General features: G+C 51.1%; 12 protein-coding genes. 4 read left to right on the top strand and 8 right to left on the bottom strand.

The genetic code is table 11. The annotated features are described in order from the left end of the window. Positions 1–194: hypothetical protein (locus BUA28_RS15685; RefSeq protein WP_218124829.1), on the bottom strand; the 194-nt coding region annotated here is incomplete at its 3' end. A 728-nt stretch (positions 195–922) separates the two neighbouring features. Between BUA28_RS15685 and BUA28_RS15110 the strand changes: the two genes are divergently transcribed. The 4 genes from BUA28_RS15110 to BUA28_RS15090 all read left to right on the top strand — a co-directional run bounded on the left by BUA28_RS15110 (position 923) and on the right by BUA28_RS15090 (position 4,493). Further along, positions 923–1,294 (top strand): exosortase system-associated protein, TIGR04073 family, encoded by a 372-nt coding sequence (locus BUA28_RS15110; RefSeq protein WP_072768957.1) that lies wholly within the window; start codon positions 923–925, stop codon positions 1,292–1,294. A 483-nt stretch (positions 1,295–1,777) separates the two neighbouring features. Then, the gene (locus BUA28_RS15105; protein ID WP_072768955.1) at positions 1,778–2,149 is read left to right on the top strand and encodes an exosortase system-associated protein, TIGR04073 family; all 372 of its coding nucleotides are present in this window, start codon (positions 1,778–1,780) and stop codon (positions 2,147–2,149) included. A 288-nt stretch (positions 2,150–2,437) separates the two neighbouring features. After that, entirely contained in the window at positions 2,438–3,508 is a 1,071-nt protein-coding gene (locus BUA28_RS15095) for an aminoglycoside phosphotransferase family protein (RefSeq protein WP_072768952.1), read from the top strand. Positions 3,509–3,803: 295 nt separating this feature from the next. Next, positions 3,804–4,493: a hypothetical protein gene (locus tag BUA28_RS15090; protein WP_072768951.1), complete on the top strand. Its 690-nt coding sequence runs from the start codon at positions 3,804–3,806 to the stop codon at positions 4,491–4,493. A 142-nt stretch (positions 4,494–4,635) separates the two neighbouring features. Here the strand turns inward: BUA28_RS15090 and BUA28_RS15085 are convergent, their stop codons facing one another. The 7 genes from BUA28_RS15085 to BUA28_RS15055 all read right to left on the bottom strand — a co-directional run. Then, positions 4,636–5,139, bottom strand: a complete 504-nt coding sequence (locus tag BUA28_RS15085) for a hypothetical protein (protein ID WP_072768949.1) — start codon at positions 5,137–5,139, stop codon at positions 4,636–4,638. A gap of 17 nt (positions 5,140–5,156) precedes the next feature. Next, positions 5,157–5,870 (bottom strand): DsbA family protein, encoded by a 714-nt coding sequence (locus BUA28_RS15080; protein WP_256598348.1) that lies wholly within the window; start codon positions 5,868–5,870, stop codon positions 5,157–5,159. A gap of 74 nt (positions 5,871–5,944) precedes the next feature. Continuing rightward, complete coding sequence (gene typA, locus BUA28_RS15075) at positions 5,945–7,756, bottom strand: translational GTPase TypA (RefSeq protein ID WP_072768947.1); 1,812 nt, start codon at positions 7,754–7,756, stop codon at positions 5,945–5,947. Positions 7,757–8,044: 288 nt separating this feature from the next. Further along, entirely contained in the window at positions 8,045–8,332 is a 288-nt protein-coding gene (locus BUA28_RS15070) for a ComEA family DNA-binding protein (protein ID WP_072768946.1), read from the bottom strand. A gap of 402 nt (positions 8,333–8,734) precedes the next feature. Then, positions 8,735–9,526, bottom strand: a complete 792-nt coding sequence (locus BUA28_RS15065) for a helix-turn-helix domain-containing protein (RefSeq protein ID WP_072768944.1) — start codon at positions 9,524–9,526, stop codon at positions 8,735–8,737. A 23-nt stretch (positions 9,527–9,549) separates the two neighbouring features. Next, the gene (locus BUA28_RS15060) at positions 9,550–10,041 is read right to left on the bottom strand and encodes an RrF2 family transcriptional regulator (protein ID WP_072768942.1); all 492 of its coding nucleotides are present in this window, start codon (positions 10,039–10,041) and stop codon (positions 9,550–9,552) included. Between the two features lie 60 nt (positions 10,042–10,101). Continuing rightward, positions 10,102–10,203 (bottom strand): cytochrome c oxidase subunit 3 (locus tag BUA28_RS15055; RefSeq protein WP_176767880.1); only part of this gene is annotated, 102 nt, incomplete at its 5' end.

The following is a 10,203-nucleotide window of genomic DNA, read 5'->3' as shown; positions in this document are numbered from 1 at the left end:
AAGATAATCTCGAAACTTTCTGGCGGCAGGCCAAGCTCGCACAGGCGCGCCAGCAGGGGGTCGATGTTGTCGGCCTCGTTGAGCGTGGGGATCACCACCGAAAATTGTACGACGCCGGTTACAACTGTGTTGGGCAGGCCAGGCTGTGTTGAGGAGAGAGGACGCAAAGACAGGGGGTCGGTTGTGTCAGACAAAATGGTTAAGATGCACGTAACTGTTTTTTTTCTACGCGGCTTGCGTGTTCTTTTATCTACAGTGGCTAAATCACGGAATGCCGAAGCCTAGCACAATTCATCGCAGTGCGCCTCTAAGGCGCTGATAATGCAGGATGGGCGACTAAAGACTGCGGACGCAGACGTTCCCCAAAATCTGTGCATATGGGCAAGCTCTGCCCTAATAGAGGAGCAAGATCTCGCCCAAACATATCTCAGGGGTATGCTAGTGACACCGTTTAATTTTTTTCAATCAGATTGGGGATGCTGGTGAAAAATATACTGAAACCGTTACTGCTATTATCTGCAATGCATTCTTTTCTTCTCGGGCAGCGACTGATCCCGGCCATTTCAAAGCCGTAGGCGCCAAGCTCGGGCATGGCGCCCTGAACGCGATAACAGGCGTGGGGGAAGTTCCGAGAAATATGCTGTATGAGACCAATGACGATTTGAATGCGGACTTGTTTGTCTGTCTGTCATTTTATAAAAAGGGAGCCCAGGCTTCCTTTTTATTTGCCTTATCCAGCATCAATGACCAATGCGGTTAGCGAACGATAGTTCCATACCTGATTCAGTATCGCAAGATCAATAAACGGCTCAGAAAATATTGTCGAAAGCGTTAATTTTTGGAATGCCGTGCACATATCCCTCGGCGGTATGCTAGTATTAAACTTGATTTAATTTGTTAATGTACTTAAAGGGAGGTATCGATGAAAAATATATTGAAGCCGCTGCTGATACTATCTGCGCTGTTGTTCTTTTCACCTCAGGCCGCGATGGCTGATACTTACGTCGAAAACGTAGGTGATAAACTCGCTCACGGCATTGCGAATACGATAACAGGCATAGGGGAAGTTCCGAAAAACATGATAATGACAACCAATGAGAAAGGTATCGGTTACGGACTTACCACTGGATTGGCGTCGGGAATCATATATGGAATTGGCCGTACGTTGACAGGCGTTGTAGATTTGGTGACTTTCATTATTCCGACCAAGCCCATAATTTACCCCGATTTTATCTGGAAGGAATTCGAGACCAAGCATACGCACTTCCATCCGGAATGGAAGTTACAAAATTAATAGATTTTCCCACAGGCTTATCCATTTGCCATGATATGAAAAGGGGAGCCATGGCTCCCCTTTTCATATTCCGGAGTCAATGCGATCAGCATGCATAACATAATATAAATATTCGATTTGCAATTGTATCTATGGCAGCACCGATATTCTACAGAAGCTAATCCTTGCACATCAGCGGACATCGCCGCCTGCGCCTACTCCCGAACTCACCCACGGATTACCTCTGAAATACAGCCAAAGCCGGAATTTTCTTACTTGAAGCATAATCCCAAATCCGGCAGTCGAGCGTTCATTTTTTAGCTCATTTGTTAACCAAACGCTATAACCGAAAAGGGTTTTTTTGTGCCCCTGAGCTCCACCTCTTAGATAAGCTCGCCAGGGGGCGGATTCAGGAGAATGTTTTTTAACAGGCACTGCCACCACGCCTCAGCGGTATGCTAGTATTACGCGGGATTTAATTTGTTCCACTTTTGGGGGGTATCGATGAAACGTATACTTAAACCGCTGCTGTTGCTATCTGCATTGTTATTCTTTTCACCTCAGGGGGCATTCGCTGCCAATTATGCTGTGGATGCCGGCGACAAGCTTGCGCACGGCATGGCGAACCTGGTAACAGGCATAGGAGAAATTCCGAAGAATATGGTAATGACAACCAATGAAAAAGGCATTGGTTATGGACTTACAACCGGGTTGTTTTCCGGAATCGTAACCGGGGTTGGCCGATCGTTGACTGGCATCGTCGATCTGGTGACGTTCTACGTCCCAACCGAGCCGATAATCACGCCCGGCTATATCTGGCAGGACTTCGACACTAAAGAAACTCGCTTCGACGATAAATGGAAATCCAAATACTGATAGCTTTGGGCGCAGGCTTATCCGCCTGCCATTTCAAAAAGGGAGCCGCGGCTCCCTTTTTGTATATTGGAACCATGCGGACGGCATGGTTAATCCTAAATTCGGCAGTTGACCGCTTATTTCCAGCTCCTTTGTCAACTAAGCGCTACAATCGAAAAAGATTTTTCGTACTCCGTAAACTTCACCTTCCTGGTAAGCTCGCTACGAGGGGATTTAGGATAATTCAATACCAGATGTAGGTACCGCCTATACAGCAGTTGCAATTGACTCCATTGGAGGCAGGCAGCGATGAATCATAATATTCTTGCACGCCAACCCGGCGATTTAAACATTGGCTGGGCTCAGCGGGTAATTAACAAACATCATTCTCAAACAATCGTCTCGAATGTGAATGTTGTTTCGGTTGATATCGGCACGACCACGCGGATCCGTCTTGCGATTGAGCACAATGGACCTGCAGCACTGCCTAGACGGTGGTTCGTAAAACTGCCGTCGCTGACGTGGCGCGCAAGAATGATTACCGCTTTGCCAAGGTTGCTACATACGGAGGTGCGCTTCTATAATGAAGCTGCTCAAGCCATACCCATCGCGATACCCGGTCTATTGGCGGCACAGAGCATGCTGGGGAAAGGGTCGACGCTGGTTCTGAGCGACGTAACCGAATCCGGTGCGACTGCAGGGCATACCGGCGATGCCCTGACCGCGGCACAAGCCACGCTCGTTATTGAGCAGCTTGCCCGCATTCATGCTCATTTCTGGGGCAAAGCCGATCTCGCACGAACTTACCACTGGCTTGCGGCGCCTGTACGTCGGATGGAAGATCATCTGGGCGCCGCCCTGGCTGTTCCATTGATGATGCGGGGGTTGCATCGGGCTGGAAAACTCATACCTCCGGCTCTTTATACGCTGGCCGTTCGCTATGCGCGAAATCGCCACCAGGTAATGCGTTTTCTTTCTAATGCGCCGCAAACACTCGTTCATCACGATTGCCATCCCGGTAATCTATTCTGGAGTCAGTCTCAACCTGGCCTTCTTGATTGGCAGCTTGTACGCTTCGGGGAAGGCATAGGAGACGTTGCCTATTTTCTTGCGACTGCGCTTGATCCGGAAGTCCGGCGGGCTCACGAGGCAAGGCTCTTGTCGGTTTATATAAAGGGGCTCAGAGATAGCGGAATTACGGGCATCGATAGCACTGGCCTATTGCAGAGATACCGCGCTCACCTTATCTATCCCTTTGAAGCAATGGTTGTGTCACTCGCCGTCGGTGGAATGATAAAGCTGGAGAGCAACCATGAGCTCATACGTCGGACAGTAGCTGCTGTAGAGGATCTCGCTGTCTTTTCCGCCATTCCGATATGACGGGGCAGCTGCTTTCAGGAAATCCAGCAGATTTACAGGCATAGATTGCGCGTGTTGTCGGCGCAATTTTCCGTCAACCTCCATGAGCATTAAGCTTTCGTTTCCAACGGAAGAATCAGCGCTTCACACCCGCCTGAATTGTGCCCGCTATCGATGCGCCCTCGCCAGGCCGTACGCTGTCGGGTACATGCGTTCAAGCTGTGCACGTATTTAACAAATTGCGTTACACTGTGTAGCTTCCAATCTTGGTTCAATTCGTCTTTCAATCATAAGGTGTTCGCTTCAGGAAAGCATCATGAACGACATTCTCAAAGCCAGGCTTGAGGCAATTGACGCTGATTGTGAAAGCGCCTCGAAATTGGAACTCGACACGCTGCTTGAGGCCGCTTCGTATGACAATAACAATACAAAAAACTGCGCGCCGTCTCCGCAGGCCGTCGAGGCAATCTGGCTCAAGCTCATTGCCAGAAAAGAAAACGAATTTATCAATGAAATCGCCCGGACCCTGAAGCCAAAATCAGCTGGCGGATCTACTATCCAGTCTGTTGTCCCGGATGAGGAACTTGTATCTACCGTTGAGGCAATGGTGGACGCGATGTTCGCGGAGGATCGGTATGTGGATCGAATGCAGGGTTTCTATAAACTTGCGGGCAGAAAGGCTACTGTGGAGGAATCTTCCTCCGCCAGGCAGGTAAAACGGCCCGACCTCATCGATACCGCGTACCGAACAGGTGTCCAGGATGTGCTGCGCCGATCGCGACAAACTGTCCTTAGGGAATTCGATCTATATAAACCGCTCAAAGCACCAGAAGATGCCGGCTTCCTATCGGAGTGGCGTCATTACTCCACCCTGAGCCCATGGCGATCCCTCGGCGCGATCGTCATGTTAAGTTTAACGTCCTATCTTATCGCGTTTATTATTGCGAGCGACTCATTTCGGGGGTTACTGGAACGCTTAGGCTGGTCCACCGGAACCGGACTTTAGTACATTTAGTATCGCGGAGTTGAAGAAGTCGGCAGGTATGCGCCCGCGTTTTAATTAAATTAACGGTTAAAAAGAATCTCGCGGTTCACCTGGCTATTTGTCGAGCAAGCCTTCTGTTGAACAAAAGAAGCCGATTTTTTGCTCACATTGAGTTCAAATCCATAATTGCGTCGATAACCGTACCGGTACCTACTGCTATCAAGAGAATGTCCGCGGCGACGCGCACATAGCGGTAACCCGGCCCAGGCATGCCCAATTGCGCGATCAGGTGAGGTGGGAGATCATAAAACACCACATTCCGGGGCAATGGACGTCCCACTCCCCATTTCCTTGCTTGTCCGGGAGGCATGCAACCGTTGTACTTCTTCGCCAAGCCTGGCGGACAGCGGCCGCTCTGAAAGCGGGGCCCATAATAATCATGAATAACGGCGCGTTGCCTCGAGTTAAAATTACCCGGCAGAGCTTGCATATTGCGAGCTCGATAATGCTGATAATTCTTGCCCTTATTCCAATTTTTTTCCTTTTGATGGCGATGCTGATCCGTTTTATGATCGCTTCCTCCCTTCTCGGCGGATACGGGTATGGAGATGCAAAATATCGAAAGCACCACGGCCGAAGCAAAAAACTTCAAAAATGCTTTATACATGATCTGTACCTTGGAAACTATGAGCTTGGCCCGGAATTATCAAGCTGACCCAGCAGCCACCCGTCCAGCTTTGGAAGCAATTCTTCAAGTGAACAATAACCCGTGCTGAGCAGACGGTAATCCGCCCCGCTCTGCCCGATTAAAGTGGGAAAACCATGCACGCCCCACTGCCGTGCCTTCCGGAAATGTTCAAGCGTCAGGCGCGTCGCGATATCGGACTCGAACGTCTGCCCGAACTGCTGGGCATTTATTCCCACCCTCGCGGCGAGTTGTGACAGCACAATGGAGTTCGTCACATCCTGCTGCTCCATATAAAACGCGGATTGGACTATCTTGAAAAAAGAAAAGATCGCTTCGCGGTTGATCAACGATACCGTGACCACTCCGCGGCTGGCGGGTTCGGTGTCGTAAACAAATCCTTCCGGCAACGCGCCTTCAAACCGGAATGGCTGCGCAGTCAGCTGCTGCACCGCGCACCAATGGTGGAGTATCTGTTCACGTTGCGCCGGGGGAATTGGATATTTCGTCCCTGGCCGCAAACCACCCAGTAATACCTCTATTCCAAGCCGGGCGCCATACTCACGTTGAATCGCTTCGATTACCGGAGAGAAGCCCCAACACCATGAGCACATGGGATCAGCGACATACCAGAGCGTTCTTTCATTCATGGCGAGCAAGGCGCTTCCATTCTTGTCGTTCAAAATGGAAGAATTATAGTCGCCCTGCGCCATGCCAGGCCGCATGAATACGTTGTGCAGGCGGAGCTCAACCAGCGCATCACCCAGCCCCGATATGCCTCGTGAAATTACGCAGCGGCGCGGGAAGCTTTCTTGCGTTCGTGCTCCTGCAGGAAACGTTTGCGAATACGAATGGTCTTGGGCGTAATCTCCACCAATTCATCATCGGCGATGAATTCAATCGCAGATTCGAGAGTGAGCTGGATCGGCGGAGTCAGAGTCACAGCTTCGTCAGTTCCGGATGCGCGAATGTTAGTCAACTGTTTGCCCTTTATCGGATTGACAACAAGATCGTTATCGCGGCTGTGAATACCGATCACCATTCCTTCGTACAGACGATCCCCTGGACTGACAAACATGCGCCCGCGCTCCTGCAATTTCCAAAGCGCATACGCCACGGCTTCGCCCTGCTCGGCCGAAATCAGTACGCCGTTCCGGCGTGCAGCTATTTCCGGCCGCATGGGTGCGTATTCGTCGAATACATGGCTCATCAGCCCCGTACCACGCGTCATGGTCATGAAGTCGGACTGGAAGCCGATCAACCCCCGCGCGGGAATACGGTAATCCAGCCTCACACGTCCGCGCTCATCCGAGACCATGTCCTGCAAATCGCCGCGACGCGCGCCCAACGCCTCCATTACTCCACCTTGATGAGTCTCTTCAACATCGACGGTGAGCATTTCAAACGGCTCACATTTGACACCGTCAATTTCACGAATCACTACGTGCGGACGCGATACGGCAAGCTCATAGCCTTCACGACGCATGCTTTCCAGCAAAATGGTGAGGTGCAGCTCGCCCCGGCCGGAAACCAGAAACGAGTCGGTATCGTCCGTTTCTTCCAGCTTCATCGCGACATTGGTCAGCAGCTCCTTTTCAAGGCGCTCGCGCAATTGACGGCTGGTGACAAACTTGCCTTCCTTCCCGGCAAAAGGCGATGTATTCACCTGAAAGTTCATCGTCAGCGTGGGCTCGTCCACAGCACGCATCGGCAGCGCTTCGGGCCGATCGATATCGGCCAGCGTCACACCGATACTGAGTTCCTCGACGCCATTGATCAGGACGATGTCACCCGCCATGGCTTCTTCCAGCTGGACTCGTTCGATACCGCGAAAACCCAGCACTTGGTTAACCCTGACCTTCTTCGGCGCACCCGATCCCAGCACCAGCACATCCTGGGCGGGCCTGAGCCGGCCACGGCTGATGCGGCCAATACCGATACGCCCGACAAAACTGGAATAATCCAGCGCAGCAATCTGCAGTTGCAGCGGCTCGTCGGGGTTGCCTTCGGGCGCGGGGACGTGCTTGAGTATAGTATCGAAAAGCGGACGCATATCGGTACTGGTCTGCTTCAGATCCAGCATCGCATAGCCGTTGAGCGCGGAGGCGTAAACCACTGGAAAATCCAGTTGATCTTCATTCGCGCCCAGCTTGTCGAACAAGTCAAAAGTATGATTCACCACCCAGTCGGGACGTGCACCGGGACGGTCGACCTTATTGACCACCACTATGGGGCGCAGCCCCAGAGCCAGCGCTTTCTTTGTGACAAAACGGGTCTGCGGCATGGGGCCTTCGACCGCATCTACCAGCAGCAGCACTCCATCCACCATGGATAGCACGCGCTCCACCTCACCACCAAAATCTGCATGGCCTGGTGTATCGACAATATTGATGTGCACGCCTTGGTAATCCACAGCGCAATTCTTGGCGAGGATCGTGATACCGCGCTCGCGCTCGATATCGCTTGAATCCATCACCCGATCGGCAATATGCTGATGCGCGGCAAAAGAGCCTGCCTGATGCAGCAATTTATCCACCATGGTGGTCTTGCCGTGATCGACGTGGGCGATAATAGCGATATTTCGAATGGAACGGGACATTGGCAGATCCTCAGTCGGAACGACAAAAGGGCAGCATTATAGCAGATGGCAAAGGAACCCGCCTGTATCATTGTACAATCGAATTGCTTTACCATATCCTCGCAAGGATAGAACGAAAACCGGAGGGAATTAAGGATTATCGATGACGGTAACAGACAAAACCCCGGAAGAACCGTGGTTTTGTCTGCCCGATATTACTATAATCATTTTGCAACTTCCGCCACTTTCATTTGCCTTGGACGATTCGTCCCTGGCAGCTTCCAGGCAGACGTTGTTCTTTTCTTTTTCTTAATGGGCCACAGGTTTAACTTCTTTGTCAATCCTGGTTGGGCCGGTAATCGTAACATCCTTGCGGAGTGTGCGCAAATCCAGTTGGTCATCGACCTTTAGCAGATCGTCCGTAGACCTGAATGCACCCGCTTTTGTGCGATATTCAATGATCGCCTTGGCTCTGGCGGCTGAGATGCTTGGGATAGTCTGAAGCTCGGCCTGAGTGGCTGTATTGATATTGACGATTGCGTGAGCAGAACCCGTAAACGCCAACATTGTAGCAAGGGTAATAAGTAATTTTCGCATGGATTTTCCTTTAGATTAAAAAAAGAACAACACTCAACTCTTCATCGAAATACTATGAAAGGCTGGTATTTGGGGGAAACAATAAATGAAAAAGGTCCCGGACGGAGAATATCAGCAATTCGCGCGATTCGCGCTTTCCTTGCTTAATTTTTTTTTAAAGACATGAAAAGCATCAGATTGCCATTTTCGAAACTAAAGCATATCCCGGGCAATGACAATAAACACTGACGAATATCACCCTTACAGGCCCCTTGCTGGAAATGGTCGTTCCCGGTAGTGCTGCTTGCAAAATAACTGTGGCGATCACTGAGAAGCAAATCTTGAGTTCGTCCGCGCAAGAAACCAGTGAAGTATCCTGGAACAAGAAAATCGCTGTCCCAGAACTGAGACAGAAACGGTAGGTCAAGCTTCGAGTTGGCGGTCTACGGAATCCCGAGCATTGCTGGTGCGCCGGTGGTAAGCAATCTGCTTCAAACGCTCCAGATCATTCAGCCTCACACGTCTATACTGGCTGCTGATGAGACCGTCATCCTGAAACCGCGCAAATACACGGCACACGGTCTCCTCAGCGATTCCCAGATGGTTTCCTATATCGCTGCGAGACATGCTCAGGTCGAATTCGGTAGCCGAACAATGGCGCCGCGCGAACTGCTGAGACAGGCTGAGCAAGAACGTAGCCAGACGCTCTTCAGCATTATGCTTACCCAGCAACAGCAGCAATTCGTGGCTGTGGTGGATTTCCGCACTCATGATCTTGAGAATTTCGTGCTGGATGGCGGGATCCGTGCTGGCCAGTTCTTCAAAGCGATCAATGGAAACTTCGCAAACAGAGGTCATTCCCGTCGCCTGGGCTTCGCAGTTGTGTTGCCGGCTCTCTATGGCATTCAGACCCAGCAATTCTCCTACTATGTGAAAGCCTATGACTTGCACCTGCCCGTCCTCAGTGCTGACGCTGGTTTTGACCGATCCGCCGCGGATGACATACATGTATTCCATCGGTTGCCCCATGCGATACAAAACTTCTCCGCGTTTAAACACGTGCTTTTTTTTGACGACTCGCTCAAGCAAAGATGGGTCGCCCGTCTTCAACCAAAGGGACATGCATAATTTATAGGCGCCACAATCCCTGCAATCCAGCGGGACATCAACTGGGTCATCAGTAGCGTGTGATATATCCGATGAGCATTTGGTCATATCCGGAGCTCCGTTGATAAATTTTACAATCCGTCCGGGCTGGTTACGCCCAGACGGTCTTGACCGCCAAGCGCGGCCTCCGGTAAATCGGTCAGTTTATATCGGCCGCTTACGACCATGGCGGCAAGCATATCCAGAGTCTGGTTTTGCAATAGCTTCACGATCTCCTGCTTGATTGGCCACCATTTGATATGCATCGGGCACGGCGCCTTATCACTGCAAACCTTGAGCCCCAGCACGCAGCCATCGGTGAATCCGGGACCCTCGGTAAGGATGGCGATCTGCATCAGATTAATTTTGTCGCTATTTTCCCTCAGGCAAAAACCCCCTTGTTTTCCACGGAAAGAATAAAGCAGGTTGCCGCGGGACAAGTCTTGCAGAATTTTGGCAAGATAGGTAGGGGATGACTTCAGGTGGTCGGCAATGGTGCGATTCAGTACTGCCACGCCACGAGGTTGCGTGGCCATATAAATAAGTGCCTGAATGGCGTACTGAGTTGTGCGGGATAAGATCATCGCGAGATCATGAAAAAACTGTCATGCCATAATAACAGCGCTGGATAAATCCGGCGGCTGTCACACAAGCCAGTAGACGAATATGAACAGGCCCAGCCAGACCACGTCCACGAAGTGCCAGTACCAGGCGACGCCCTCAAAGCCGAAGTGATTCTCCGGCGT

Source organism: Nitrosospira sp. Nsp11 (assembly GCF_900142705.1).
In the GTDB taxonomy this organism is placed as follows: Bacteria; Pseudomonadota; Gammaproteobacteria; order Burkholderiales; family Nitrosomonadaceae; genus Nitrosospira.
Note: the sequence above shows the minus strand (reverse complement) of the source record. Positions and strands in the feature narration are given on the sequence as shown.